The sequence below is a fragment of the uncultured Sphingomonas sp. genome, assembly GCF_937871615.1.
Lineage (GTDB): Bacteria > Pseudomonadota > Alphaproteobacteria > Sphingomonadales > Sphingomonadaceae > Sphingomonas.
The window spans coordinates 105,730-131,869 of sequence record NZ_CALMPA010000011.1; the positions used below are offsets into that span (position 1 = coordinate 105,730).

Annotated in this window: 29 protein-coding genes; 15 read left to right on the forward strand and 14 right to left on the reverse strand. The window is 67.9% G+C overall.

What is annotated here, in order from left to right:
* Positions 1-10: 10 nt before the first annotated feature.
* From Q0316_RS01575 to alr, 8 genes are all read right to left on the reverse strand, one after another.
* A complete protein-coding gene (locus tag Q0316_RS01575; RefSeq protein WP_298668643.1) occupies positions 11-1,129 on the reverse strand; it encodes an efflux RND transporter periplasmic adaptor subunit in 1,119 nt (372 codons plus the stop codon).
* A gap of 28 nt (positions 1,130-1,157) precedes the next feature.
* Entirely contained in the window at positions 1,158-2,198 is a 1,041-nt protein-coding gene (locus Q0316_RS01580; protein ID WP_298668645.1) for a HAMP domain-containing sensor histidine kinase, read from the reverse strand.
* A complete protein-coding gene (locus Q0316_RS01585) occupies positions 2,195-2,872 on the reverse strand; it encodes a response regulator transcription factor (RefSeq protein ID WP_298668648.1) in 678 nt (225 codons plus the stop codon). Before Q0316_RS01585 ends, Q0316_RS01580 begins: the two co-directional genes overlap by 4 nt.
* A 25-nt stretch (positions 2,873-2,897) precedes the next feature.
* Positions 2,898-3,866, reverse strand: coding sequence for an ornithine cyclodeaminase family protein (locus tag Q0316_RS01590; RefSeq protein ID WP_298668651.1), 969 nt, complete (start codon positions 3,864-3,866; stop codon positions 2,898-2,900).
* Entirely contained in the window at positions 3,841-4,980 is a 1,140-nt protein-coding gene (locus tag Q0316_RS01595) for a membrane dipeptidase (RefSeq protein ID WP_298668762.1), read from the reverse strand. The genes Q0316_RS01590 and Q0316_RS01595 overlap by 26 nt, the downstream gene beginning before the upstream one ends.
* The gene (locus Q0316_RS01600) at positions 4,970-6,307 is read right to left on the reverse strand and encodes an amidohydrolase family protein (RefSeq protein WP_298668765.1); all 1,338 of its coding nucleotides are present in this window, start codon (positions 6,305-6,307) and stop codon (positions 4,970-4,972) included. The genes Q0316_RS01595 and Q0316_RS01600 overlap by 11 nt, the downstream gene beginning before the upstream one ends.
* 104 nt (positions 6,308-6,411) lie before the next feature.
* Positions 6,412-7,671 (reverse strand): D-amino acid dehydrogenase, encoded by a 1,260-nt coding sequence (locus tag Q0316_RS01605; RefSeq protein WP_298668654.1) that lies wholly within the window; start codon positions 7,669-7,671, stop codon positions 6,412-6,414.
* Positions 7,668-8,783 carry an alanine racemase gene (gene alr, locus Q0316_RS01610; protein ID WP_298668657.1) on the reverse strand — a complete coding sequence of 372 codons (1,116 nt, stop codon included), beginning with the start codon at positions 8,781-8,783 and terminating at the stop codon, positions 7,668-7,670. Before alr ends, Q0316_RS01605 begins: the two co-directional genes overlap by 4 nt.
* A 121-nt stretch (positions 8,784-8,904) precedes the next feature.
* Here alr and Q0316_RS01615 point away from each other — a divergent pair, with 121 nt between their 5' ends.
* Entirely contained in the window at positions 8,905-9,351 is a 447-nt protein-coding gene (locus tag Q0316_RS01615) for an Lrp/AsnC family transcriptional regulator (RefSeq protein ID WP_298668659.1), read from the forward strand.
* Positions 9,352-9,600: 249 nt separating this feature from the next.
* On the forward strand, positions 9,601-10,014 hold the full coding sequence (gene rnk / locus Q0316_RS01620; RefSeq protein WP_298668662.1) for a nucleoside diphosphate kinase regulator: 414 nt from the start codon (positions 9,601-9,603) through the stop codon (positions 10,012-10,014).
* Positions 10,015-10,069: 55 nt separating this feature from the next.
* On the opposite strand, the gene Q0316_RS01625 is transcribed toward rnk, so the two are convergent.
* Together Q0316_RS01625 and Q0316_RS01630 are read right to left on the reverse strand one after the other, a co-directional pair.
* A complete protein-coding gene (locus tag Q0316_RS01625) occupies positions 10,070-10,576 on the reverse strand; it encodes an RcnB family protein (protein WP_298668665.1) in 507 nt (168 codons plus the stop codon).
* Between the two features lie 123 nt (positions 10,577-10,699).
* Positions 10,700-11,170 (reverse strand): outer membrane protein assembly factor BamE, encoded by a 471-nt coding sequence (locus tag Q0316_RS01630; protein WP_298668668.1) that lies wholly within the window; start codon positions 11,168-11,170, stop codon positions 10,700-10,702.
* Between the two features lie 88 nt (positions 11,171-11,258).
* Here Q0316_RS01630 and Q0316_RS01635 point away from each other — a divergent pair, with 88 nt between their 5' ends.
* Together Q0316_RS01635 and Q0316_RS01640 are read left to right on the forward strand one after the other, a co-directional pair.
* Positions 11,259-11,792, forward strand: a complete 534-nt coding sequence (locus Q0316_RS01635) for a ubiquinol-cytochrome C chaperone family protein (RefSeq protein ID WP_298668671.1) — start codon at positions 11,259-11,261, stop codon at positions 11,790-11,792.
* Positions 11,789-12,310: a DUF177 domain-containing protein gene (locus Q0316_RS01640; RefSeq protein ID WP_298668674.1), complete on the forward strand. Its 522-nt coding sequence runs from the start codon at positions 11,789-11,791 to the stop codon at positions 12,308-12,310. Before Q0316_RS01635 ends, Q0316_RS01640 begins: the two co-directional genes overlap by 4 nt.
* 43 nt (positions 12,311-12,353) lie before the next feature.
* Here Q0316_RS01640 and Q0316_RS01645 read toward each other — a convergent pair whose 3' ends face one another.
* Positions 12,354-12,938: a histidine phosphatase family protein gene (locus Q0316_RS01645; RefSeq protein WP_298668677.1), complete on the reverse strand. Its 585-nt coding sequence runs from the start codon at positions 12,936-12,938 to the stop codon at positions 12,354-12,356.
* Positions 12,910-15,621 (reverse strand): ATP-dependent DNA helicase, encoded by a 2,712-nt coding sequence (locus tag Q0316_RS01650; protein WP_298668680.1) that lies wholly within the window; start codon positions 15,619-15,621, stop codon positions 12,910-12,912. The genes Q0316_RS01645 and Q0316_RS01650 overlap by 29 nt, the downstream gene beginning before the upstream one ends.
* Positions 15,622-15,772: 151 nt before the next feature.
* On the opposite strand from Q0316_RS01650, the gene sucC reads away from it, so the two are divergent.
* The 3 genes from sucC to Q0316_RS01665 all read left to right on the forward strand — a co-directional run bounded on the left by sucC (position 15,773) and on the right by Q0316_RS01665 (position 18,935).
* Entirely contained in the window at positions 15,773-16,972 is a 1,200-nt protein-coding gene (gene sucC, locus Q0316_RS01655; protein ID WP_298668683.1) for an ADP-forming succinate--CoA ligase subunit beta, read from the forward strand.
* A 287-nt stretch (positions 16,973-17,259) separates the two neighbouring features.
* Positions 17,260-18,009, forward strand: coding sequence for an electron transfer flavoprotein subunit beta/FixA family protein (locus tag Q0316_RS01660; RefSeq protein ID WP_298668768.1), 750 nt, complete (start codon positions 17,260-17,262; stop codon positions 18,007-18,009).
* On the forward strand, positions 18,006-18,935 hold the full coding sequence (locus tag Q0316_RS01665) for an FAD-binding protein (protein WP_298668685.1): 930 nt from the start codon (positions 18,006-18,008) through the stop codon (positions 18,933-18,935). The genes Q0316_RS01660 and Q0316_RS01665 overlap by 4 nt, the downstream gene beginning before the upstream one ends.
* A 224-nt stretch (positions 18,936-19,159) precedes the next feature.
* Here Q0316_RS01665 and Q0316_RS01670 read toward each other — a convergent pair whose 3' ends face one another.
* Positions 19,160-20,014: a PEPxxWA-CTERM sorting domain-containing protein gene (locus tag Q0316_RS01670; protein ID WP_298668687.1), complete on the reverse strand. Its 855-nt coding sequence runs from the start codon at positions 20,012-20,014 to the stop codon at positions 19,160-19,162.
* 53 nt (positions 20,015-20,067) lie between these two features.
* Between Q0316_RS01670 and Q0316_RS01675 the strand changes: the two genes are divergently transcribed.
* From Q0316_RS01675 to Q0316_RS01685, 3 genes are all read left to right on the forward strand, one after another.
* The gene (locus Q0316_RS01675; protein ID WP_298668691.1) at positions 20,068-21,156 is read left to right on the forward strand and encodes an alpha/beta fold hydrolase; all 1,089 of its coding nucleotides are present in this window, start codon (positions 20,068-20,070) and stop codon (positions 21,154-21,156) included.
* A 235-nt stretch (positions 21,157-21,391) separates the two neighbouring features.
* Complete coding sequence (locus tag Q0316_RS01680; protein WP_298668694.1) at positions 21,392-22,036, forward strand: peptidylprolyl isomerase; 645 nt, start codon at positions 21,392-21,394, stop codon at positions 22,034-22,036.
* A gap of 32 nt (positions 22,037-22,068) precedes the next feature.
* Positions 22,069-22,347, forward strand: a complete 279-nt coding sequence (locus tag Q0316_RS01685; RefSeq protein ID WP_298668699.1) for an acylphosphatase — start codon at positions 22,069-22,071, stop codon at positions 22,345-22,347.
* A gap of 1 nt (position 22,348) precedes the next feature.
* Here Q0316_RS01685 and Q0316_RS01690 read toward each other — a convergent pair whose 3' ends face one another.
* Complete coding sequence (locus Q0316_RS01690) at positions 22,349-22,789, reverse strand: MAPEG family protein (protein WP_298668774.1); 441 nt, start codon at positions 22,787-22,789, stop codon at positions 22,349-22,351.
* Positions 22,790-22,984: 195 nt separating this feature from the next.
* Here Q0316_RS01690 and rpmF point away from each other — a divergent pair, with 195 nt between their 5' ends.
* From rpmF to Q0316_RS01715, 5 genes are all read left to right on the forward strand, one after another.
* Positions 22,985-23,164: a 50S ribosomal protein L32 gene (gene rpmF, locus Q0316_RS01695; protein WP_298668702.1), complete on the forward strand. Its 180-nt coding sequence runs from the start codon at positions 22,985-22,987 to the stop codon at positions 23,162-23,164.
* Positions 23,165-23,193: 29 nt separating this feature from the next.
* A complete protein-coding gene (gene plsX / locus Q0316_RS01700) occupies positions 23,194-24,225 on the forward strand; it encodes a phosphate acyltransferase PlsX (protein ID WP_298668705.1) in 1,032 nt (343 codons plus the stop codon).
* Positions 24,222-25,190 carry a beta-ketoacyl-ACP synthase III gene (locus Q0316_RS01705; RefSeq protein ID WP_298668708.1) on the forward strand — a complete coding sequence of 323 codons (969 nt, stop codon included), beginning with the start codon at positions 24,222-24,224 and terminating at the stop codon, positions 25,188-25,190. The genes plsX and Q0316_RS01705 overlap by 4 nt, the downstream gene beginning before the upstream one ends.
* 98 nt (positions 25,191-25,288) lie before the next feature.
* On the forward strand, positions 25,289-25,588 hold the full coding sequence (locus Q0316_RS01710) for an integration host factor subunit alpha (protein WP_298668711.1): 300 nt from the start codon (positions 25,289-25,291) through the stop codon (positions 25,586-25,588).
* A gap of 1 nt (position 25,589) precedes the next feature.
* Positions 25,590-25,952 carry a MerR family transcriptional regulator gene (locus Q0316_RS01715; protein WP_298668748.1) on the forward strand — a complete coding sequence of 121 codons (363 nt, stop codon included), beginning with the start codon at positions 25,590-25,592 and terminating at the stop codon, positions 25,950-25,952.
* Positions 25,953-26,140 lie beyond the last annotated feature (188 nt).

Here is a 26,140-nt window from a genome sequence, read left to right on the forward strand (position 1 = left end):
TCTTCGCCCTTTAACGCGCGCCGGCGAGCATCTTCAGCTCGCTGATTCCGCTTGCCACCACACGCTCGCCCACGCGCAGCCCCGCGGTGATGACGGCATGGTCGCCCGCGCCGTGGATCGTCGTCACCGGGCGGATGACGACCCCGCCTTTGGCCAGCACGAACACGCTCGCGCGGCCATCAATATCGGTCAGCGCGCGCGCGGGAATGCGCACCGCGCCATCGGGTGCCGGCCCGTCGATCGTAACGGGCATCGCGCCGCCGGCAATCACGCCGGGCGCGGGAGGAACGCTCGCGGTCACATTGGTCGAACGGGTTTCGGGGTTGATCGCGCCGCCCACCGCCAGCACCGTGCCGACGCCATGATCGCCGACGCGCACGCGCATACCGGGGCGCACCGCGCCGATCAGCCGCTCGGGAAGCTGCGCGGTAAGCTGCAACGCGCCGCCGCCGTCGATCACGAACGGCGCGGTGCCGACATCGAGCACCTTGCCCGTCTCCGCGCTCATGCTGCTGACACGGCCGCTGATCGGCGCGACCAGCGTATAGCCGGCCCCGCCGCCGCCCGCGCCGCCGGCCAGCGCGATCAGCCGCACCTGTTCGCCCACATCGACATCGCTCTGCCGCGCCAGCGCCTGCGCCTGATCGGCGCGCGACGGCGCGATAATGCCTTCGCGCGCAAGTTGCCCCTGCCGCGCGGCATCGGCGCGCGCCACCGCCTGGCGAGATCGCGCGCGCGCCAGATCGGCGTTGAGGCTCACCATGTCGCGGCTGGCGACGGTGGCGAGCGGCTGCCCGGCGCGCACTTCCTGCCCGTCCACCACGAACACGCGCGTCACCACCCCGGCAAGCTGCGCCGCCACCGCGACGCGCGCATTGGGCGGCGGGGCGATCCGCGCGGGCAGCACGGCGAGCGGCACGGTTTCCGCGCGCTCGGCCACAGCAAGGCTGATCCCGAGCGCGCGCACCTGATCGGGCTTGAGCGCGATGAAGTCACGCGGCGGCTTTGCCGCGGCGACTGATGCGACCGGCGTGGCAGGCGAAACCTTGTCGGCGGGCGAAAGCCACCAGAATCCGGCGGCCGCGATGGCGGCAGCTGCTCCCCCGATCAACCAGATGCGACGTTCCATGCCACGCCGCTAGGGCGCATGGCTGACGTCAAGCTGACGGCGCTGGGTCGATCGGAAAGCCAAGCCGGATTTCGCGCCGCGCCGCATCCGAGGTGAGCGTGCCGCCATGCGCGCGCATGATGCGATCGACGATCGCCAGCCCAAGCCCCGCGCCGTGCTTGCTGGCATGATCGGCGCGGCGATGCCGCTCCACCAGCTCCGCCAGCCGCGCCTCGCTTAGCCCCGGCCCCTCATCCCGCACCGCGACGATCCGATCCGGGGTGACGCGGATCAGCACCAGCCCGCGATCCGGCGTCACCCGCAGCGCATTTTCGATCAGGTTGCGCAGCGCCGCCGCGATCGCCTCGCGCCGCCCGCGCACCACCACCGGCGCATCCGCCTCCAGTTCGATCCGCGCGCCGCGATCGAACGCGATCGGCGCGAGCCGCGCGATCACCGTGGCGGCGATATCGGCGAGGTCCACCGCCGCCGGCTGGAGCTGCGCCGCGCGATCCGCCTCGATCTGCGCGAGCAGCATCAACTGGTCGATCAGCCGGCGCATCTGCGCCACGTCGCCGCGCAGCCGATCGACCTCGGGATGATCGAGCCGCTCCAATTCGAGCGACAGCAAGGTGAGCGGCGTGCGCAATTCATGCGCCACGTCCGCCGCGAACGCCTCGTGCAGCCCCGCCGCGCGATCGACGCGATCGAGCACGCGATTGATCGCATCCGCGAACGGGCGCGCCTCGGTCGGGAAATCAGTGGTGTCGACGCGCACGCCGCGCGCGTCATCGGTGTGCGCATCGGCCACGCGGGCGGCGTCGATCAGCGGCTGCACGGAGGTGGCGATCGCCCAGCGCCCCGCCATCACCATCGGCACGATCAGCACCGCCATCGGCAGCAGCACATGTTCCGAAAGCTGGTGGATCACCTGCCCCAGCGCGGCGCGGTTGGAAAGGTTGTTGAAGGCATCGCTGAAGGTGGGACGGAATTCGATCCCGATGATGATGAGCAACAGCAGCGCGCCCAGCCCGCCGACCAGCGTGAGGCTGCGCGTAAGCCGGCTGGTGATCGACAGCGCCGGCTTCACGCTTCGCTCTCCCGCAGAAGATAGCCGACACCCCGGATCGTGTGCAGATAGCCGCTGGCCCCCGCCTCCTCCAGCTTGCGGCGCAGGCGGGAAACGGTCGCCTCGATCGCATTGGGCGTCACCGCCTCGTCGAACGTATAAAGCGCATCCTCGATCGCGCGCCGCCGCACGACCTGGCCGGCGCGGCGCATCAGCAGTTCGAGCAACGCGGTTTCGCGCCGCGTGAGATCGAGCACCACGTCACCCGCGGTAGCGACGTGGGCGGCGGCATCGAAGCGGATCGTGCCGAGCGTCAGCGCGGTTTCCTGGCGCGCGCCGGGGCGGCGCAGCATCGCGCGGAGCCGCGCGGCCAGCTCGTCCATCGCGAACGGCTTGGGGAGATAATCGTCGGCGCCGGCATCCAGCCCCTTCACGCGATCCTCCAGCGCGTCGCGCGCGGTGAGGATCAGCGCGGGTGGCGCGCCCGCCGCGCGCCGCCGCCTGAGCCACTCCACCCCATCGCCGTCGGGCAGCCCGAGATCGAGCACCAGCCCGTCGAACGCGGCAAGGCCCAAGGCGTCATCCGCCGCCGCCAGATCGTGCGCGACATCGCAGACATGGCCGCACTCCCCAAGCCCGGTAGCAACCAGGGTGGCGAGGCGCGGATTGTCCTCCACGATCAATATCCGTGCCATGTCCCGTCGTCGCTCGCCCGAACCCTTATGCCACCTGCCGATACAGATAGGCCGCGCAGGCGAGATCCTGCACGATCGAGCCGAGCGACTTGTAGATCGTCACCTCGCCCGCATCCCGCCGCCCCGGTGCGGCGCCGGCATAAACCGCGCCGATCTCCGCCAGCACATGATCTTCATCGACCAGCCCCGCCGCCTTCGCATTCAGATATTCGGCGCCCTGCGCAAGCACGCCCGCGCGATGATCGGGGAAGAAACGCGCGCGGCGCACAAGCGCACCGTCAATCTCCGCCGGGCCGGCACGGCTCGATCCCACCAGGTTGAGATGCGTGCCATCGGCGATATCGGCGGCGGCGAGGATCGGTTCGTGCGCGGCGGTGGTAGTGCAGACGATATCGGCGGCGCACACCGCCTCTGCCGGGGTCCGTGCGACTTCCACCGGCAGCGCGAGCGCATCGGCAACGCGCCCGGCAAGACCCGCCGCCTTTTCCATGTCCCGCCCCCATATCGTGACGTGTTCGATCGGGCGGACATGGCGGATCGCCAGCGCGTGCTGCCACGCCTGCTCGCCCGTGCCGAGGATCGCGAGCCGCGTCGCATCGGCGCGCGCCAGCGCATCGGTGGCGGCGGCGGAGGCGCAGGCGGTGCGGATCGCGGTCACTTCGCCCGCATCGACGACGCACACCGGCGCGCCGCTCTCCCGATCGAACAGCAGGATCGCGCCCTGATGCGAGCGTCCGCGCGCGGCGGCGGCGGGAAACACGCTCACCAGCTTCGCACCGAAGCCGGCGCCTTCCAGCGCGCCGGGCATCACGCCGAACGCGTCGCCGCCGCCAAGGTCGATGATCCCGCGCAACAATTGCTGCGAACGCCCGCCCGAAAGCGCGATCATCGCCTCGCGCATCAATGCGATGCACGCCGGATGAGCGAGTCTGCGCGCCACTTCCTCGGCGCCGATCACGATCATCGCGTCAGCCGCCCCATATTTCCTCGGCATAGCGCAGGAAATTCTGCCCCATGATCTTCTCCACGCGGCGCGGGCTATAGCCCTTCGCCTCCAGCAGCCGCGCGAGCTTGCGGAACTGATCCGGCCCGCGCAGATCGATCACGAAGGGATAGGTATCCGGCCCCTCGCCCGTGGCGCTGATCCCGGCGGCGCGGCGCTGGGCATTTTCCTCGGCGAGCTTCACGCGATAGGCTTGGAGATCGTCGATCTGCGTCACCGTGCCGTCGGTGCCGATACCGACATGATCCTCGCCGCAGACGTTCACCGCGTGGGCGATATGCGCCACCACATCCTCGGCGGTGGCGCGCCCCGTCTTGTTGAGGAACGGCATGAAATAGATGCCGACGAAGCCGCCGCGCTCCGCCACCAGCCGCAATTCGGCATCGGTCTTGTTGCGCGGCAGATCGGTTACCGCGCGACAGCCGGTGTGATTGATCGAGATCGGCGCGCGCGAAATCCGCGCCGCTTCAAGGCACGTCCGCTCGCCGCTGTGCGATAGATCGACCATCACGCGCCGCGCGTTCAATCGCTCGATCACCTCGCGCCCGAACGGGGTGATGCCACGATTTTCCGGCGCCATTGATCCGTCGCCGATCTGGTTGGCGGGATTATAGGTGAGCTGGAACACCCGCACGCCGAGATCGGCGAAGATATCGGCCCGCGTCGCATCCTTCCCCATCATCGCGCAATTCTGGAAACCATAGAGCAGGCCGATCTTCTTCTCGGCATGGGCGCGGCGGATATCGGCGGCGGACAGGATCTTCATCAGGTCGCGCGGATTTTCGCGGATCATCCGGTCGGTCGTCGCGATGTCGCGCACGCTATCCTCGAACGGATCCTCCGGCCCGGCGACATAGCCGAGCGTGATGTTGACCATCGTGAGGCCAGAAGCGTGCGCCTCCGCCAGCACGCGCGGGGTGATCGCGCTGCGCGTGTCGCTGGTCGGGTGATTGGGGTCGCCCAGCCCGCCCAGCGCATTGACGACGATCCAGCCCCTGATCGGATCGCTCGCCGCCTGCGCCGCCGCCAATGCGGGTGACGCCATCATCCCCGCGCCGGTGAGCGCGGCCGCCCCGCTTACGAACGCCCTTCGGTCAATCGCCATCGTCATCCCCCAATTCCGCCTTTGTCACCGGCGTATAGCTGCTTCGCGGATAGGCGCGACCGCGCTTCACCGTCATCTCGATCGCGCGGATATTCGCGATATCGGCAAGCGGATCGCGGGTCAGCACGACGAAATTGGCGAGCTTGCCCCTTTCCAGCGAGCCCATCTCGTCGCCCCGCCCCGCCGCCTCGGCGCCGATCAGCGTCGCCGAGCGGATCACCTGAAGCGGCGGCATCCCCACATTGCGCGCGAGGAACAGCAGCTCCTCATGCACCTCGGGCCATTGCCGGTCCGCGCCCGCCACATAATCGGTGCCGGTGGAGATCGGCACGCCGGCGCGCCACGCCTGTTGCGTCAGCCGCGTCGTCGCCGTGCCGGTGCAGCGCAGCGGGCGGCGCTCGGGATGCGCCTTGCGCGCGGCCTCCTCGCGCACGAACAGGCTGCCGGTCGCATCCAGGATCGTGCCGCGCCTGAGCATATCGCGATAGAGCGCGGCGATCACCGGATCGTCGCCCGTTTTCGCCAACAGCGCCTCGTCGACCGGGGTGTGATCCTCATAAGCCGCGAGTATCACCGGCGCCGCCTGATAGGCGAGATAGCAGACATGGCTCACCGTATCGGCGCCCGCCGCGATCACGTCCGCCGGGCGCGTCGGGAACACCGCGCTGTGCGCCCATACCCTGAAATGCTGGCGATGCGCTTCTTCGGTGATCGCGCGGACGAGATGCGGCGGAAGATCGGCATAGACCTTGATCGCGCTGGCCGACGTGCCGCGCGCGAGCGTCACCGCGGTGCGAAGATCGGTCGCGTCATCGATCGACTGCATCCATGGCGCCTTGCCCGGCTGCACCCCGACCGACACCGCCAGCACGCGGCGATCCTGGAAGAACGGCGGCCCGGCCATCAGCGCGGCATAATAGATATCGGGCGCGGCGATTTCCCCGGTCAGCGCCTCGCGCGCAAGCTCGCCGACCGGGCGCAGATCGTCCGCCATGTCGCGGATCGCGGTGACGCCGCCGAACAGGTTGCGCCGCAGGATCGCCTTCGCGCGGACATTGTTGGGCGGCGTGGCGATATGGACGTGGCTGTCGATCAGCCCCGGAATGACATAGCGCCCCGCAAGGTCCACGCGCCGCGCGATCGCGGCTTCAGCGATCGTGCCGCTGGCGCCGATCGCGACAATTCGCTCGCCGCGCACGAATATATCCTGATGCGCGCGCGCGGGCGCCCCGGTGCCGTCGATGACGGTCGCGTCGGCATAGAGCGTCGCATCGTCCGCCGCCGCCAAGCCCGGCGCGGCCAGCGCGACGATCGAGACGATCCCCAGCGCCGCCCGCGACAACCCGCGCAGCCAGCGACCCGAACTCCTGATGACCCTGTTCACATCGCTCTGGCTAAGCGAAGGCGCGGGCTTTGACCAGCCGTCGCGGGTCAGCGCGAATAACGCGCGATCCCCAGCCCCGTCGCGTCGACCGCCGGCTTCGTCCCGCCGATCAGGCTGGCGACGAGATGGCCCGAGCCGCACGCCATCGTCCAGCCGAGCGTGCCATGGCCGGTATTGAGGAACAGATTCTCAACCGGGGTCGCCCCGATCACCGGCGGGCCATCGGGGGTCATCGGGCGCAGCCCGCTCCAGAAATTGGTTTCGCCGCCGGTGAGCGCGCCATCGGGGAACAGATCGGTGAGCGAATGGAGCAAGGTCGCCTGTCGTCGCGCGGGCAGGCTGCGGTCGAAGCCGGAAATCTCCGCCATCCCGCCAACGCGCACGCGATTCCCCAGCCGGGTGATCGCGATCTTATATGTCTCGTCGAGCAGCGTCGAAACCGGCGCGCACGCAGGATCGGCGACTGGAACCGTGATCGAATAGCCCTTCACCGGATAGACCGGGAGCCGCATCCCGAACGGCTGGAGCAAGGCAGGCGAATAGCTCGCCAGCGCGACGAGATAGGCGTCCCCCCGCACGATGCCGCCACTGGTTCGAACGCCGGTGACGCGCGCGCCATCGCTTTCCAGCGCCTCGATCGTCGTATCGTAGCGGAAATCCACCCCGTTCGCCGCCAGCCACCCGGCAAGCGCGCGGGTGAACATCTGGCAATCGCCCGTCTCGTCGCCGGGCAGGCGCAGGCCGCCGACGAACTTGTCGCTGGTCGCGGCAAGCCCCGGCTCGGCCGCAACGCAACCGGTGCGATCGAGCAGCTCGTAATCGACGCCGAAATCGTCGAGCACCGCCATGTCCTTGGCGCTGCCGGCGAGTTGCTTGTCGGTGCGGAAAAGCTGGAGCGTGCCCTGCGTGCGATGGTCATAAGCGATGCCGAGCCGCTCGCGCAGCGCCTTCAACTCATCGCGGCTGAACTCGGCGAGTTCGACCATCCGGCTCTTGTTGAGCGCATAGCGCGCCTCGGTGCAGTTGCGCAGCATCGCGAACAGCCAGCGCAGCATCGCCGCGTCGGGCCTGGGGCGCAGAATCAGCGGCGCGTGGCGCATCAGCAGCCAGCGGATCGCCTTTTGCGGGATGCCGGGTGCCGCCCAGGGCGAGGCATAGCCGGGCGAAACCTCCCCGGCATTGGCGTAGCTCGTTTCGAGCGCCGGGCCGCCCTGGCGGTCGATCACCGTCACCTCGTGCCCGGCCTGCGACAGATAATAAGCCGAGGTGACGCCGATCACCCCGGCGCCGAGAACGATCACTCTCATTTGCGTGCTCCATCGACATAGCGGCGCTGGTGCCGCGCGCCGAGGCTGGTGAGGATTTCATAGGCGATCGTGCCGGCATCATCGGCAACGTCATCGAGCGACTGCGACGGGCCGATCAACTCGACGAAATCGCCCTCCGCCAGCACGTGGCCGGGCAGTGACGAGATATCTATCGTCATGCTGTCCATCGAAACGCGCCCGACGATCGGCAGCCGCCGCCCCTGATGCCATGCCGCGCCGACATTGCTCAGGTGGCGCGGCCAGCCATCGGCATAGCCGATCCCGATCGTGGCAAGCCGCCGCCGGTCCGCCGCGACATAATCGAGGCCATAGCCGACGCCCGCGCCAGCCTCGATCTCGCGAATCTGGATGATCCGCGCGGAGAGCGCGGCAACCGGGCGCAACTTTCCCGCGAGCAGGCTGGGCCGCACGCCGTATAGCGCGACGCCTGCACGCGCGATGTCGCAGTGGAAACCGCCCGGCAGGAAGGCGCCGCCGCTATTGGCGATCGAGGCCGGAACGCCGGGAAAAAGCGCGCGGGCGGCCTCGAAACGCGCAAGCTGCGCGGCATTGGCCGGATTTTCCGGCGCATCGGCGCAGGCGAGATGGGTCATGATGAGGTTCAACGACACCTCGCGCGCGAAGCCGGCGTCGGCGGCGAGCGCCGCCACCCCATCCGCGTCGAGCCCGAGCCGGGACATCCCGCTATCGACCTGCAACGCCGCCGGAAGCGCGCGTCCACACGCGCGCGCAAGTTCACGCCAGCGCCCGATCTGGCTCGCCGAGTTGAGCACCGGCAGAAAGCCGCGATCGGCGCATAATGTTTCGCACCCCGGATCGAGGCCGTTGAGGATGAAAATCGCGCCATCCGCGCCGATCGCCTCGCGCAGCGCGATCGCCTCGCCAAGCTGCGCGACGAAGAAGATGCGGCACCCCGCATCGCGCAGCACCGGCGCCACCTGCGCGACGCCCAGCCCATAGGCATCGGCCTTGACCACCGCGGCGCATTCCGCGGGTGCCACGCGCGTGGCGAGCAAATGATAATTGGCACGGATCGCGCCCAGGTCGATCGTCAGCCGGCTCGAATTGGTCGGGCAAATATCATGCGCCATCGGGCATCCTCCGGGAACGGAGGATATCAGCCGCCCCTTCGAACTATTCGCCGATTTGCGGTGCAATATCGCTCGGATCGGGCCTATACGGCACGATCTTCGATTGGATGGCATAAACCACATGTCCGCGCTCGACGAAGCCGATCGCCGCATCCTGACGCAATTGCGGCTCAATGCCCGCATCACCAATCATGCGCTGGCCGAGGCGGTGGGGCTTTCCGCCTCCGCCTGCCTGCGCCGTGTGCGATTGCTCGAACAATCCGGCGTGATCCGCGGCTATACCGCGATCATCGCGGGCGCGGCGCCCGATGAGGGGACGGTGGCGATCGTCCAGGTCGAGCTGGAGCGGCAGACCGAGGAATATCTCGTCCGCTTCGAAAACGCGCTGCGCAACCATCCCGAGGTGCGCGAATGGTATCTGATGACCGGGGCGGGCGATTATGTGCTGCGCGTGCAGATCGCCGGGATGGAAGAATATGCCGCCTTCCATCGTGACGTGCTGACGCGGCTGCCGGGGGTCAACCGCATCACATCGAGCTTCGCGATGCGGAGCAACCGGCGGGCGTGAAGCGCGCCACCCCTGCGGTGGTGAGCGCGCGCGATCGCCGTTTGACTTGGGGCGGCGCGCGATCCATCATCGCACGATGCAGGCCATGCGCTGTCCTTTCCGCTTTCGCCACCATGAGGGGCGGCTTCTCTCGGGCTTTTAGCCCCGGGTTCCGGCGCGACACGCCCCGAACTCGGGGCAAAGCCTTATAAGATCGGCGCGCTTGATCGGGATTGATCGCGCGTCTCCTCATCCCGGAAAGCCAGTGACATGACGAGCAGCAAGGCGACGAAGCGTCCGCCCATCCACATGATCGACACCGAAGCCGATACACTCACCAATCTCGCGATCAGCGTCGAGGAGCGGCTGCCGCAGGTCAGCGCGCTGCTGATGGAGGAGATCGGCCGCGCCAATGTGCACAGCGCCGCGCGGATGCCGCGCGATGTGGTGACGATGCGGGCCAGCGTGGAATTCGTCGACGAAGCGAGCGGCGCGGCGCGCACCGTCCAGCTCGTCTATCCCGGTGACGCCGATATTTCCGCCGGGCGCGTCTCGATCCTCACGCCGGTGGGCGCGGGGCTGATCGGGCTGCGCGAGGGCCAGTCGATCCAGTGGCCGGATCGCGAGGGGCATTATCGCAAGCTCTCGATCGTCAAGGTGACGCAGGCGCCGCAAGCCGCCTGATCGCGCGCGATGCGATGCGGCCGCCGATGCATGGGCACCGGCGGCCCGAATCCGCTTACCAATAGAAGTTGCGGATCACGTCGACAACGATGCCGCGCCGGTAATCGACCAGCAGCACGTCGTTATAATGGCGCACCCAGCGTGTGTTGGCGCGCGCCGGCGGCAGGCGATAGCGCCATGGATCAACGATCCAGTAACGCTGGCCGAAATAGCTCGGCGCGATGCGGGAACCGGCGCGGAACGTCTGATAACGGAACGGCGCCTTCCAGTTGCCGCGCGCATAGAGATTGCGGTTCTGGTTGCGCCAGCCGCGCCAGTCGTCGCGCCCCCAGGCACGATCGCGATCGCGCAGATCCTCCCGATAATTCTGCCGCGCGTCACGCACGTCGCGCTGCTCGCGGCGCACGTCGTGGCGGTCGCCATGGCGGCGCGCCTGATCGAGTTCATATTGCTGCTGGCGGATATCCTGCCGATCGCGGCGCAGATCCTGATTCGTCTGCGCCGACACGACCGCCGGGAAAGCGGTGGCCGCCATCAGCACGCCGAGGATCAATTTACGCATCGAGATTCTCCTTTTCCCTCTGGTGGCCCGGCATGGATGCCGCGCCGCCACGGTCAGGAGTTATCGGGATGCGCCGCTGAACGGAGCGCGAACGCGCCGGTCAGCAACCAGCAAGCTCATGCGTTACGGGGTATCGCGCCCGCCGCCCGGGCCGCCGCCGCCCATGCCGGGGGCGCCCACCGCGCCGATATTGCCGAACAGATCGGAGAAGAATCCGCGCGTCCGCCCAAGCGTTGGCGTGGTTTTCTTGTCGGGCCGGATCGAGACCACCTGCTCCTCGCCCGAGCGGCGCACCGCGCTGACCGTGCCATTGCGATCGAAGCTGATCCGCAGCGTCAGTTGATCCTTCGGCTTGGGCAGGTTGAACGCCAGATTGCGGCTATCGCGCGAGATATAATACCAGTCGCCCTGATTGAATTGCGCGGCGAAGGTCGGGTGGCCGAGCGTGGCGAGCACCGAATCACGATTATCGACGCCAGGCTCGATCGCGTTCACCAGATCGGCATCGACGATATAGCCCTGATGCGACCGAAGCGGGACACAGCCCGCGAGCACGATCCCGGCGAGCGCGGCGATCAGAATGGGTTGGCGCATGCATACTCCGCGAACATTGGGCGTGCGCGGTACGTTGCGTCCGCGGTCGAACGCCTCAATATGCCGGGGCGGACGACGACACAAGGCAATGACGAGAAGGGTAGGAACGAGCGTGGGCTTCTTCGACAGGTTCCGAAAGGCGCCGCAACAGGATGCGGCATTGCCGCTGTATCTGGCGGGGGTGGCCGTTGCGCGCCAGCCGCACTGGTATCTTGAGGGCGCGGTGCCCGATACGCTGGACGGGCGCTTCGACATGGTGGCGGCGATCACCGCCTTCGTGCTGATGCGGCTGGAGAGCGACCCGACCACCGGGCAGACGATCGCGCATCTCACCGAACGCTTCATCGACGATATGGACGCGCAGGTGCGCCAGATCGGCTTTGGCGACATGGTGGTGGGAAAACAGGTCGGGCGGATGATGGGGATGCTCGGCGGGCGGCTCGGCGCGTATCGCGAAGGCGTGGCGACGGGCGATCTCGATACCGCGCTCGCGCGCAATCTCTATCGCGGCGCCCCGCCCGCGCCCGCCGCCGTGGCGCATGTGCGCGATTCCCTGCTCGCCTTTCACGCGACGCTGGCGGCGACGCCGCTCGACGCGCTCGACCGGGGGGAATTGCCGTGACACCGGAATTTTCCCGCCCCGAACGGCTCGACACGATCGGCGGCGAGCCGCGCATCGTGGAAATCGCCGCCGATGCAGAGGAGCGCCGGCGGCTCGCCGGGCGTTTCGGGCTGATCGCGATCGACCGGCTCGCCGCGACCTTCACCATTCATCGCGACGCCACCGGCATCCGCGCCGACGGGCGAGTGGTAGCGGGCGTGACGCAAGCCTGTTCGGTAACAGGCGATCCGCTGCCCGCTACGGTGGACGAGAAAGTCGCGCTGCGCTTCGTCGCGGCGGGCGATGCCACCGAAGACGAAGTGGAACTGGGCGAGGATGCGCTGGACACAATCGAGATCGAGGGCGGCGCGATCGACCTTGGCGAAGCCGCGGCGGAAACGCTGATGCTGGCGCTCGATCCCTTCCCACGCCAGCCGCGCGCGGCGGAGGCGCTGCGCGCGGCTGGCGTGGTGGCGGAGGATCAGGCCGGCCCGTTCAGCGCGCTCGCCTCGCTGAAGGACAAGCTCGGCAAGCGATAGCGCGCGAGGTTCACGAAGTTCACGCCTACTGGTCGCGCGACGATCAGTGTCGATTCGGCCCCAATGTCGCGTCCACGTCGCGCGGGCGGACGAAGCGGGTGAGCGTCGCGCGTGCCGGCGCGGCATCGGCCCAATCGTCGATATCGAAGGTCATTTCCGCGATGGTCGCGGTGGGATATTTTTCCTCCACCGCGCCACGCAGCGCGCCATCGTCATGCGGCACGAGCAAGAGGACGAGATCCTCCAGCCCCGGATTGTGCCCGATCAGCAGCAGGCGGTCCGCGTCCGCCGGTGTTTCGCGAATCACATCGAGCAGCATCGCGGAGGAGGCGAGATAGACGCGGCGATCCCATGCCGGCGCGATCGGCGCGCCATAGCCGATGGCGACCTCGCCGATCGTCTCGACCACGCGCGCGGCGGGCGAGGCGACGACATGATCGAATGCGAGGCCGAGCGATCGCATATGGCGCCCCATCGCCTTCGCCGCACGCCGCCCCTTGGCATTGAGCGGGCGATCGAAATCGCGCGCGACCGGATCGTCCCACCCGGATTTGGCGTGGCGCAGCAGCGTCAGCGTCTTCACGAGCGGGGAATCTCCGTCAGGCCGGTCGGGCGGGAGCAGCCTCATGCCCCAGACGCGCCTCGGAGGAAAGACGCCGCCGCACCCGCGCGATCGCTTCATCGAGCGGCACGCGCGCTGTCGCCACCCCCGGCGGGAAAGCGGCGAGCAGACGCGAGGGCATCGCGGCGGAAAGCAGCACGAACGCGCCGCGATCCCGCGCCGATCGGATGAGCCGCCCGAACGCCTGCGCCAGCCGCGCGCGGACGATGCGATCGTCATAGGCGCTGCCACCCCCCGCCAGCCGCCGCGCGGCATGGAGCACGCTCGGCTTGGGCCACGGCACGCCCTCCATCACCACCAGCCGCAGCGACGTGCCGGGCACATCCACCCCGTCGCGCAGCGCATCGGTGCCGAGCAGCGAGGCGTGCGGATCGTCACGAAAGATATCGACCAAGGTGCCCGTGTCGATCGGATCGACATGCTGCGCGTGGAGCGGCAGCCCCGCGCGCGCCAGCCGGTCGGCGATCGCGGCATGGACGCCGCGCAGCCGGCGGATCGCGGTGAACAGCCCCAATGTCCCGCCCCCCGCCGCCTCGATCAGCCGGGCATAGGCATTGGCGAGCGCCGCCTGATCCCCGCGCTTCACATCGGTGACGATCAGCACCTCGGCGCAACTGGCGTAATCGAATGGGCTGGCCGCCTCGAACCGTTCCGGCGGCAGCGCGAGATGCGGCGCGCCGACCCGTGCCTCGGCGGCGTGCCAATCCCCCCCGGCGGTGAGCGTCGCGGAGGTGACGAGCGCGCCATGCGCGGGCTTCAGCACCACTTCGGCGAAGGGCCGCGTCGGATCGAGCCAGTGGCGCCGCAACCCGATGTCGAATTCCCGCCCCTCGATCCGGTCGACCACCAGCCAGTCGACGAAATCCGCGTCCGCCGGGCCACCGATCCGCGCGAGCAGCGACAGCCATGAGGCGACCGTTTCCGCGCGCCAGCCGAGCGAGGCGATCGCGCCCTCGATCCGCGCGCGCGCCGGGCCGTCCATCCAGTCCGGCGCCTCGGCCAGCACCGCCTCCAGCCGCTTGCCAAGCGTGACGAGCGGGCGCAGCAGCGCGTCGAGCGCTTGCGCGGCGGGGCCGGCGGCCTCGATCAGTTGCGCAGGCGGCTCGGCGATCTCGGTTTCAAGGCCATAGCCCGCGTCACCGGCCTGTTCGGCGCGGGCATAGACAAGGCCGCGCACCGCGCCGAGCAGCGCCTCGACCGGGCCGAACGGCGCCCCTTCCGCCAGCCGCGACAGCCAGCCGTCGGATGCCAGCGCCTGCGCCGCCGTCACCGCATCGCTGATCGCCGCGCCGCCGCCCTCGTCGTAACTCGCGACATCGGAAAGCCGCGCGGCGAGCCCGCGCCGCCGTCCCCGGCTGCTCCCTTCGGGGCCGATGATCCAGCGGCGCAGCTCAATCGTCTCCTGTCCGGTAAGCGCGGTGGAGAACATCCCGTCGGCGGCATCGAACAGGTGATGGCCTTCGTCGAACACATAGCGCGTCGGGCGAGTCGCGAGTTCGCGCCCGCGCGCTGCGTTGACCATCACCAGCGCGTGATTGGCGATGACGATATCCGCCTCGTTCGAGGCGCGCGTGGCGCGTTCGATGAAGCATTTGCGGTAATGCGGGCAGCCGGCATAAACGCATTCGCCGCGCCGGTCGGTCAGCGCGGTCGATCCGTTGCGGCGAAACAGGGTGACGAGCCAGCCGGGCAGATCGCCCCCCACCATATCGCCATCCGCGCTATACGCCGCCCATCGCGCGACGAGCTGCGCGAGCACCGCCGCGCGGCCCGCGAATCCGCCTTGCAGCGCATCCTCCAGATTGAGCAGGCAGAGATAATTCTCCCGCCCCTTGCGCGTCACCACGCGCGCCCTGCGCACATCTGCATCGGGATGCAGCCGCGTGGTTTCGTGCGCGAGCTGGCGTTGCAGCGCCTTGGTATAGGTGCTGATCCACACCGCGCCCTGCGCCTGTTCCGCCCATAGCGAAGCGGGCGCGAGATAGCCCAATGTCTTGCCGATCCCCGTCCCCGCCTCGGCCAGCACGAGATTGGGCGAATCGCGCGCGATTCGTGGCGCGAAGGCGGCGGCGGCGGCCCCGGCATAAGCGCGCTGGCCGGGGCGCGGCTCACGAGTCGCGCCGGTAAGCGCGGCGAGTCTTTCCTGCACCGCGTCAGGCGCGAGCGAGACGGTGCGCGGCAGCGCGCGCGGCGCGGCCTCTTCCCATTCGGGCAGGCGCGAGAACAGCCAGCGCTCATTGCCCTTGGGCCGCGTGATTCGATCGGCGAGCAAGGGCGCCCACGGCCAGCGCAACCGGGCGAGCGTCTGCGCGGCGGTCCACGCGCCTTCGCGTTCGGGCCAGTCGCCTTCAGGGATCGCCAGCAGCCGTTCGGCGGCGGCGAGCAGGAACGACGCGATCGCGGCATCGTCGGCGGGCACGTCCAGCCCGGTGACGGCGGCCAGCCCCTTGGGTGTCGGCACCATGAAGCGCGCCGGGCGGAGAAAGGCGAACAGCTCCAGCACGTCCAGCCCGGACAGATCGGCATAGCCGAGCCTCTGCCCGATCAGCGGCGCGTTGAGCAGGATCACCGGCGTGTCGGCGGCGATGCGGATCGCCTCGCCGCGCCCGATCGCGCGCGTCTCGCCATCGCGCGCGATCCACGTGCCCGAATGGCTGGCATGAAGCGCGGGATAGGGAAACGCGGTCACGCCCCCCGCCATGCGCCGCGCGGAACAGATTGGCAACCGGGGGCGGCGGGCAAACCGCGTCTTCGTGCCGCACTGCAACAGCGGGGGTGGATTCCCCGGCGGCTGTGTGCTTAAGGCCGCCTGTTTTCCTTATGGTGAGGCCGCGCATCCCATGAACATCCACGAATATCAGGCCAAGGAACTGCTCGCAAAGTTCGGCGTTCCCGTTCCCGCCGGCTTTGCCGCGATGACCGTCGACGAGGCGGTTGAAGCGTCGAAGAAGCTCCCTGGGCCGCTCTATGTCGTCAAGGCGCAGATTCACGCCGGCGGGCGCGGCAAGGGCAAGTTCAAGGAACTGCCGCCGGAAGCCAAGGGCGGCGTCCGCCTCGCCAAGACCGCCGACGAAGTGCGCGCGGCGGCGACCGACATGCTCGGCAACACGCTGGTGACGATCCAGACCGGCGAGCACGGCAAGCAGGTCAACCGCCTGTACGTCACCGATGGCGTTGATATCGCGAAGGAATTCTACCTCGCGCTGCTCGTCGATCGCGCCACGGGGCGCGTCGCCTTCGTCGTTTCGACCGAGGGCGGGATGGACATCGAGACCGTCGCGCACGACACGCCGGAAAAGATCCACACGTTCGACGTTGATCCCGCGACCGGCTTCATGCCGCATCATGGCCGCGCGGTCGCCAACGCGCTGGGGCTGACCGGCGATCTCGCCAAGCAGGCGCAGAGCCTGGCCGGCAAGGTCTATGACGCGTTCCTCGGCACCGATGCCTCGCAGATCGAGATCAACCCGCTCGCCGTGACCGAGGATAACAAGCTGATGGTGCTCGACGCCAAGGTCGGCTTCGACGGCAATGCGATGTTCCGCCACAAGGATCTCGCCGAGCTGCGCGACGAGACCGAGGAAGACCCGGCCGAGCTGGAAGCATCGAAGTACGACCTCGCCTATATCAAGCTCGATGGCGATATCGGCTGCATGGTCAACGGCGCGGGCCTCGCCATGGCGACGATGGACATCATCAAGCTCAATGGCATGTTCCCGGCCAACTTCCTCGACGTGGGCGGCGGCGCCACCACCGAGAAGGTGACGGCGGCGTTCAAGATCATTCTCGCCGATCCGGCGGTGAAGGGCATCCTCGTCAACATCTTCGGCGGGATCATGAAGTGCGACATCATCGCCGAAGGCATCGTCGCCGCGGCGAAGGAAGTGAACCTCTCGGTGCCGCTCGTCGTCCGGCTTGAGGGCACGAACGTCGAGAAGGGCAAGGAGATTCTCTCCGGCTCCGGCCTCGCGATCGTCCCCGCCAACGATCTGGGCGATGCCGCCCGCAAGATCGTCGCGGAAGTGAAGAAGGCGGCCTGATCGCCAGCCTTGCGCTCCCCCTCGATCCGGGGAACGCGACGCGCCAGAACAACGAAGCGGCGACGGGAGTTTTTTCCGTCGCCGCTTTTTTTGTGGCGCGACATCGCGCATCGCCCGGCGCAAGGTTTTTCCCGCAAACCCCACGATTCCGTAACGATATTACGCGCGCGCTTCCCCGCATCGGCGGAGCGGATCGCCGGCCAATGGCCGTTTGGGCTGGACTTGCGCTGATTCTGCTGCATTAGCGAACCCGTTGTTCGAAGATAGCGCCAATGGAGACACAGCCGATGAAGGTGCTGGTGCCGGTCAAGCGGGTGCTTGACTATAATGTGAAGCCCCGCGTGAAGGCGGATGGCTCGGGTGTCGACCTCGCCAATGTGAAGATGTCGATGAACCCGTTCGACGAAATCGCGGTCGAGGAAGCGATCCGCCTCAAGGAAAAGGGCGTCGCGACCGAGATCGTCGCGGTGTCGATCGGCGAGGCGAAGGCGCAGGAAACGTTGCGCACCGCGCTGGCGATGGGCGCGGATCGCGCGATCCTCGTCACCTCGGACGAGAAGGTCGAGCCGCTTGGCGTCGCCAAACTGCTGAAGGCGATCGCCGATGAGGAGCAGCCCGGTCTCGTGATCCTCGGCAAGCAGGCGATCGACGACGACAACAACCAGACCGGCCAGATGCTCGGCGCGCTCACCGGCTGGGGCCAGGGCACGTTCGCATCGAAGGTCGAGGTCGAGGGCGATTTCGTCACCGTCACGCGCGAAGTGGATGGCGGATCGGAGACCGAGAAGCTCAAGCTTCCGGCGATCGTCACCACCGATCTGCGCCTCAATGAGCCGCGCTACGCCTCGCTGCCCAACATCATGAAGGCGAAATCCAAGCCGCTCGCGACCAAGACGCCCGCCGATTACGGCGTCGATGTGTCCCCGCGCCTCGCCACGCTCAAGGTGGTCGAGCCGGCGAAGCGCACCGCGGGCGTCAAGGTCGCCGACGTTGACGAACTGGTGGCCAAACTCAAGGCGATGGGAGTCGCGAAATGAAGACGCTCGTGTGGGTTGAGCATGACGGTTCGGCTGTCAAGGATGCCACGCTCGCCGTCGTCACCGCCGCGTCGCAGTTGGGCGAAGTCCATCTGCTCGTCGCGGGGCAGGGCGTGGGCGCGGTTGCCGCCGAAGCCGCGAAGATCGCGGGCGTGGGCAAGGTCCATGTCGCGGACGACGCGGCCTATGCCCATGCGCTGGCCGAGAATGTCGCGCCGCTCGTCGCGTCGCTGATGGAAACGCATGATGCGTTCCTCGCGCCGGCCACCAGCAACGGCAAGAATATCGCGCCGCGCGTCGCCGCGCTGCTCGATGTGATGCAGATCAGCGATATCCTGTCGGTTGAGGGCGCGGACACGTTCACCCGCCCGATCTATGCCGGCAACGCCATCGCCACCGTGCAGACGAAGGACGCCAAGAAGGTCATCACCGTGCGCGGCACCGCGTTCGAGAAGGCGGCGACCAGCGGCGGCGCGGGCGCGATCGAGGCGGTCGCGGGCAAGGGCGATTCGGGCGTGTCGACCTATATCGGCAGCGAGATCGCCAAGTCCGAGCGGCCTGAACTGACCAGCGCGAAGATCATCGTGTCCGGCGGTCGCGCGTTGCAGAACAGCGAAAACTTCCACGCGATCATCGAGCCGCTCGCCGACAAGCTCGGCGCGGGCGTCGGCGCGAGCCGCGCGGCGGTGGACGCGGGCTACGTCCCCAACGACTATCAGGTCGGCCAGACCGGCAAGATCGTCGCCCCGGAAGTCTATATCGCGGTCGGCATTTCGGGCGCGATCCAGCACCTTGCGGGGATGAAGGATTCCAAGACGATCATCGCGATCAACAAGGACGAGGACGCCCCGATCTTCCAGGTCGCGGACATCGGCCTGGTCGGCGATCTGTTCAAGGTCGTGCCGGAGCTGACGCAAAAGCTCTAAGCCGGCGGAACACAGTTCCGCGGCGGTGCCCGCGCGAAGCAAGGGCATAGAGCCACGGCCGGCCGGCGCCGCCACAGCGGCGTCCGACGACGCGGGACTTGCTCCCGCGTCGGGCCAGTAGAAAAAACAGGCGGCGCCTCGCGAGAGACGCCGCCTGTTTCTTTATCCGACAAATCACACGTCAGCGGGAGGGCGGTCGGTTGCCGGCCTCCCGCGCCACAATGTCAGGCGAAGTTGACGCTGGTGGTGGCGCGCTTGCGACGCATCGCCGCGCCAACCGCGCCCATGCCCAGGATCATCAACGCCCAGGTGGCCGGCTCGGGGACCGCGCCTGCCAGCCCCGCGCCGCCCAGCGTCAGGTTGCCGACCGTCGGCCAGCGGACGCCGTTCTGGACCGCTGAAAAGCTGAGGCTGTTGATCCCGCTCGTCGATACGAAGCCGACGAAGCTGTTCGTTGCCGCGTTGGTCAACGTATAGTTGAAATTGCCGCTGGCGTCGGAAACCGTGAAATTCACCCCGCCATTGATGTAATTTCCGCCGAAATCGGTCGGAAAGAAAAGGCCACCGGCCCCAAATACGCCGCCGGTGAAATTGGAGAGGGTAATGGGGTCGGTCGCGGTATTCGTCGACAGCCAGTGAGACGCGCCCGCACCCTCACCATACAGACCATTGGCCGCCGACGCGGTATAGCCATAGCCGCCCGCCGCGCGGGTTATCGGCGAACCGATATAGACGTGAGAACCCAGATCGCTGAACGTATCCACGCCCGGCGCCGAAATCGCCGCGAGGAACGCGGCCTGATCGGTATAAACGGTAACCTGCGCGCTGGCCCCGCCGGCAACAACCAGTGCCAGCGGCGCGGCACACCGCAAAAGCGTCTTCATCATTTCACTTTCTCCCGGTTTCGCGTTTTCGCACACAGCCGCGCATCGCAGCGCCGCCACAATCCACACCGCCGCCCCTCGCGAGCCGGATAGCGGAATGGTTAAGCCGTTTTCACCGTAAGGCAGTTGTTTCACATACGAAACCACAATTTCAGCGCACGCCGTCTCACAACGGGATGGTGCGCGGATCGCCATCGCGCGCGCAGCGGAGATTTTCCTTCCACGGAAAAGATTACTAACCTCGCGCCATGATCCTCCCGCTCCTCCTCGCCGCCGCACAGGCCGCGCAACCCGCGACTCCCCCCGCCCCCGTTCCGGCAGCCACGAAGCAATGGCCGACCAGCGGAGGCGATTTCGTCATGCGCGATTTCGCCTTCCGCTCGGGCGAGAAACTGGCCGAACTCACGCTCCATTACACCACGCTCGGCACGCCACATCGCAACGCGGCGGGCGAGATCGACAATGCAGTGATGGTGCTCCACGGCACCGGCGGCACGGGCAGGCAATTCCTCCAGCCCCAGTTCGCCGACGAGCTTTACGGCCCCGGCCAGCCGCTAGACATCACGCGCTATTTCATCATCCTGCCCGACAATATCGGCCATGGCGGCTCATCGAAGCCATCCGCCGGGCTGCGCATGGCCTTCCCGCATTATGATTATGACGACATGGTCGCCGCCCAACACCGCCTGCTCGCCGAGCATTTCGGGATCAGGAAGATGCGGCTCATCATGGGCACCTCGATGGGGTGTATGCACGCCTTCGTGTGGGGCGAAACCTTCCCGGACTATGCCCGCGCGCTGATGCCGCTGGCGTGCGAGCCGGTGCAGATCGCCGGGCTCAACCGGATGTGGCGACAGCTCGCGATCGATTCGATTCGCGCCGATCCGGCATGGAATGGCGGGAATTACACATCGCAGCCCGCGCAAGGGGTGCGCGGCGCGGCATCGCTGCTGTTCATCGCGGGCGGGGCGCCGCTCTATCTCCAGTCGGCCTATCCGACGCGCGACGCGGCGGTCAGCTACGCGCGCGAGAAGGTGGCGGCGTCGATCGCGGGGATCGACGCCAACGATCTGATCTATCAGCTCGATTCGTCACGCAATTACGATCCATGGCCCCGGCTCGCCCAGATTGTCGCGCCGATGGTGTGGATCAATTCCGCCGACGATTTCATCAACCCGCGCAATCTCGACTTTCCCGCGCAGGCGGTGAAGCGGATGCCGAACACGCGCTTCCGCCTGATCGCGGAGAGCGCCGATACGCGCGGGCACGGCACGCATACATGGGCGAAGTTCTGGAAGCAGGATCTCGCCGATCTTCTGGCGCGCACCGCCCCGTGAGCCGGGCGGTGGCGCTTGCCGCGATCGGCGGCGCTGCCTGGGGTTCAAACTCGATCAAGACAGCGTCGTGATCGCGTGGAGAAGCCCGCTGGCAAGGAGCGCAGCGCAGTCGCGTAGCTTTCGCTACGCGCAAGCAAGCGACGCCGACCAGTGGGCTTCTCCGCGCGACCGCTGTGCGGCGGGCGGCTCCGTCACGGCGTTGTCTTGATCGAGTTTGAACCCTAGGGCGCACCCGATGCGCGTCCTTGCCCTGCTCTCCGCCCTGCTGCTTTCCACCCCGCTCGCCGCGCAGCGGGCGGATCGGGCAACGCCGGGGTTCGTGCGGGTGCGGCTGGAAACCGCGCTCGGCAATATCGTGCTGGCGCTCGATGCGAAGCACGCGCCGATCACCACCGCCAATTTCATGCGCTATGTCGATGACGGGCGATTCGACGGGATCAGCTTCTATCGCGTCGCGCGCAGCAAGCAGGCGCCGCAATTCGGCTTCATCCAGTCCGGCATCCGCACCGACGCGCGCCGCTTCCTCGATACCATCCCGCATGAGCCGACCAGCAAGACCGGCATCCGCCACCTCGACATGACGATCTCCATGGCGCGGCGCGGTGAGCCGGGATCGGCCAACGGCAATTGGTTCATCACGGTGGGCGCGATGCCCTCGATGGACGCGAGCAAGGACCATCCGGGCTATGCCGCCTTCGGGCGCGTCGTCGCCGGGCAGGATGTGGTGCGCCGCATCCTCGCGCAGCCGACCGGCGGCGGCATGGGGGGCACGATGCTGATGAAGCTGGTCTACATCAGCCGCGCGGTGCGGCTCGACGGCGTGGCGAAGCCGACGGGCCGCCCGCGCCCGTGGCTCATCGAGCACCGCAAGGACGGATGAACCGCGCCGGCCCGTGCCGCGTTGTCACCGGCATGATTCGCCGCCGTCTCATCATCACCGGGCGCGTTCAGGGCGTTTTCTACCGCAACTGGTTCGTGGCGGAAATGCACGCGCTCGGCGTGACCGGCTGGGTGCGCAACCGGGCGGACGGATCGGTCGAGGCGGTGATCGAGGGATCGGACACCTCGATCGCCGCCGCGATCGCGCGCGCGCACCACGGCCCGCCCGCCGCGCGCGTCGCCGACGTAACCGTGCGCGACGACGCGCCGGCGGAGCCGCTGGAGCGATTCGCGAAGCGACCTACCGCCTGAGCTATCCGCGCGGCGCCACCATCTCGATCGCGTTGCCATGCGGCGTGGGCACGGTATTCGCCTGATAGGCGATCGCGAGCGCCCAGCCGGCGAGAATCGCGGTGACGATCCAGGTGACCATCGCGCCACCCGCGCGAAAGCCGTTCGGCGCGGCGCGCGTCATCCCGATCGGATGCGCGACACGGGCGAGGACGAACAGCGCCGTCAGCACCCACAGCCACAGCGAGGGGCCGCGCGCCAGTTCGATCAGCGCGGTAAGGATCAGCACGAACGGCGCATATTCGACGAAATTGGCGTGCGCGCGCATCCCCGCCAGCATCTCCGGCTTGCCGCCGTCGCCGATCATCACCCCCTGCATTCGCCCGCGCACCAGCCGGATGCCGAGCCACAGATTAATCAGCCCGCAGGCCGCGGCGAGCACCAGCGTTACCGGAAGCAGCATCATTTCCCCCTGCCTTGTTTCGGCGCGCAGAGTGGCATTTGCCCGCGCGGCTTGCAACGCGACGATATTCGGGTATAGGCGCGTGGCTTCGCGATGCGTCCGGCCGCCCGGCGCGGCTGACCCTGTGTCGGCGGCGTCACGACCGTTTCGGGCACATCGTCTCCTGCTGAACAGAATACGGATCAAGGTGCCGCGATGGCCGTCCCCAAGCGAAAGACTACTCCTTCCCGCCGTGGCATGCGCCGCTCGCACGATGCGCTGTCGGTCGAGGCGTTTCAGGAATGCCCGAATTGCGGCGAGTTGAAGCGCCCGCACAATCTGTGCCCGTCGTGCGGCCATTATAACGGACGCGAAGTCGTTTCCGTCGAGGGCTGATAGCCCGGTCAACAGGGGATAGCCGCTTCATGTCCGACAGTTCCTGGATCGCCGTCGATGCGATGGGCGGTGACGAGGGGCTGGCGGTCATGCTCGCCGGTGTCGCACGCGCGCGTCGCCGCTTCGAGGGGATGAAATTCCTGCTCGTCGGCGACGAGGCGGCGATTCGCGAGGGGCTGAAAGCGCACCCCAATTTGAGCGGCAATGCCGAAATCGTCCACGCGCCCGATGTCGTCGGATCGAGCGAGACGGCCGGCAGGGCGCTGCGCCGGGCCAAGACGACATCAATGGGCGTCGCGATCGACTGTGTGAAACAGGGGCGCGCGGGCGCTGCCGTGTCTTCGGGCAATACCGGCGCGCTGATGGCGATGGCCAAGCTTTCGCTGCGCACCATGCCCGGCATCGACCGCCCGGCGCTCGCCGCGATGCTGCCATCGCTGGGCGACAATGATGTCGTGATGCTCGATCTCGGCGCCAATACCGAGTGCGACGCGCGCAACCTGATGCAATTCGCGGTGATGGGCGCGGCCTATGCGCGCACCACGCTCGATCTCGAAAGCCCGCGCGTCGCCCTGCTCAACATCGGCAGCGAGGATCAGAAGGGCACCGAGGAAATCCGCGACGCCGCGCAAGGGTTGCGCGCCGCGACTCACCTGCCGATGCGCTTCACCGGCTTCATCGAGGGCGATCAGATCGCGCGCGGGCATGTCGATGTGATCGTGTGCGACGGTTTTTCGGGCAATATCGCGCTGAAAACGGCGGAGGGCACCGCCCGGTTCGTCGCGGATCTGCTGAAGCGCGCCTTCACCTCCTCGGTGCGTTCGAAGATCGGCTTCCTCATTTCGCGCCCGGCGACGCAATTGCTGCGCGATCGGCTCGATCCGAACAATCACAACGGCGCGGTGTTCCTCGGGCTCAACGGGCTGGTGCTGAAAAGCCACGGCGGCGCCAATGAGATCGGCGTTGCCACGGCGATCGGCAATGCGGCCAAGATGGTCAAGGCCGATCTCGCGCGGCGCATCGCCGAGGATCTCGGCAATTTCGAAAAGCAGGCGGCATGATACGGAGCGTCATCACCGGAACCGGATCGGCGCTGCCGGCGCGGCGCGTATCCAATGCCGAACTGGCGGAGATGGTCGACACCTCCGACGAATGGATCGTCGAACGCACCGGCATCAGCTTCCGCCACATCGCCGCGCCTGACGAGACCACCGCGACGCTCGCCACCGATGCGGCGAAGGCGGCGCTCGCCGCCGCCGGGGTGCGCGCGCAGGATATCGACCTGATCGTGCTGGCCACCGCCACGCCGGATCAGACCTTCCCCGCCACCGCCACCAAGGTGCAGGCGGCGCTTGGCATCGACGATTGCACCGCGTTCGACGTGGCCGCCGTCTGTTCCGGCTTCCTCTATGCGGTGCAGGTGGCGGACAGCATGATCCGCGCCTCGGCGCACCGCAAGGCGCTGGTGATCGGCGCGGAGACGTTCAGCCGCATCCTCGACTGGGAGGATCGCACCACCTGCGTGCTGTTCGGCGACGGCGCGGGCGCGATCGTGCTGGAGGCCGAGGAAAGCGATGACCACGCCGGGCGCGGCATCCTCGCGACGCGGCTCCACGCCGATGGCCGCCACAACGAGCTGCTCTATGTCGATGGCGGCCCCTCCACCACCGGCACCGTCGGCAAGGTCCGCATGAAGGGGCGCGAGGTGTTCCGCCACGCGGTGGTCAATCTCGCCACCGTGATGGGCGAATCGCTCGCCGCCGCCGGGCTTGCCACCGACGATGTGGACTGGGTGGTGCCGCATCAGGCCAATGCCCGCATCCTCGATGCCACCGCGCGCAAGCTTGGCCTGCCCCCTGAAAAGGTGGTGATGACGGTCGATCGCCATGCCAACACCTCCGCCGCCTCGGTGCCGCTCGCGCTCGATGCGGCGGTGCGCGACGGGCGCATCAATCGCGGCCAGATCGTCGTGCTGGAGGCGATGGGCGGCGGCTTCACCTGGGGCGCCTCGGTCGTTCGTTTCTAAAATGGAACAAGCCTGCTGAACAAAATACTTTCTGCCCGCCGTTCAGAGTGATAAACTTACAAGTCTAGTCACCATCACCCGGGGGGAGTGAGGCAGGAATGAGCGAAGCAGGAACCTTGACGCGTGCGGACCTGTCGGAGGCGCTGCACCGCCAGGTCGGGCTTTCGCGCGCCGATTCCGCGCGAATGGTGGAGCAGGTGCTCGATCTGCTGTGCGATGCGCTTGCCAAGGGGGAGAATGTGAAGATCTCCGGCTTCGGCACCTTCGTTCTGCGGGACAAGGGCGAGCGGATCGGGCGCAATCCCAAGACCGGCGTGGAAGTGCCGATCGCGCCGCGTCGCGTGCTGACCTTCCGGGCAAGCCAGATGATGCGCGATCGCATCGTTTCCGCAGGGTAGAGTGACCGGGCCGGACGTCAAAGCGGCGGGGGCATTCCGGACGATCGGTGAAGTCGCGGCCGCCACGGGCCTGCAGCAACATGTGCTGCGCTATTGGGAAACGCGCTTTCCCCAACTCCGCCCGCTGACCCGCGCCGGCAACCGCCGCTATTATCGCCCCGAAGACGTTGAGCTGATCGAGCGGATCAACCGGCTGCTCAATCAGGACGGCTATACGGTGAAGGGCGTGCAGAAGCTGTTCGCCAGCGAGGGGAAACGTCCGCCTCCCGACGCGCCTGGGCCAGCCCCGGTCCGGCGCGACACGGCAAGGTTGCGCGCGGTGCGAGGGATGCTGCGACGCGCGCTGGATGAGGACGAGGGGTGAGGCGGGACGCCCCACAAGCCGTCATGCCAGCGCAAGCGGATCGCTATCGAGGTGCGATATCCCTTGCGGCACGAGACCCCAGTTTGCGCTGGGGTGACAGAGGGCGGGAGCGACTGCTAACGCCCCATTTATCGCCGCTCCAAGGGTCGCCGCCGCTCATCGAAAGCGGGCGACGCAGCCATCTACGA